Annotated in this window: 1 protein-coding gene; it reads left to right on the top strand. The window is 44.1% G+C overall.

What is annotated here, in order from left to right; translation table 11 throughout:
* Window positions 1–571: serine hydrolase domain-containing protein (locus JHD69_RS20090; RefSeq protein ID WP_199142112.1), on the top strand; the 571-nt coding region annotated here is incomplete at both ends.

Below are 571 nucleotides of genomic sequence, written 5' to 3'. Positions count from 1 at the left end.
GAGATAGAGAAAATCGATTACTATAATATCGACGGAATGGGTCCCGCTGGCAGTATAAATAGTAATGTTGACGATATGGCCAATTGGTTAAAGGTTTGGATAAGTGGTGGCTATTATAAGGGCAAAGAGATTTTGCCAAGCTCCTATGTGCGTGAGGCTTCCAGTTCCCAAATGGTAATGGACGATGGCTTGCCCAAAGCGGATAAAGACATCTACCTCTCTACTTATGGCCTTGGTTGGATGATCAGTTCTTATCGTGGCCATTATCTGGTGGAACATGGTGGCAATATCAACGGTTTTTCGGCCAGTGTGTCGTTTTTTCCTACCGATAAATTAGGTATTGTGGTTTTAACCAATCAAAATAGTTCAGGTGTGCCTACGGTTGTACTTAACAGTATTGCCGATAGGATGTTTGCCCTTGAAAAAATAGATTGGAACGGCAGGGAACGCAAGCAAAGGGCTGAAGCGAAGGAAAGGACAGCCATCGCTAAAAAGGAGGCCATGGCTAATCGTATTCCAAATACCGAACCCTGTCTCTTATACACATCTCCGAGCCCAACGAGACAGTACT

This window comes from Pedobacter sp. ASV12 (assembly GCF_016429155.1).
GTDB lineage: Bacteria > Bacteroidota > Bacteroidia > Sphingobacteriales > Sphingobacteriaceae > Pedobacter.
This window is presented reverse-complemented; position numbering and strand designations above follow the sequence as displayed.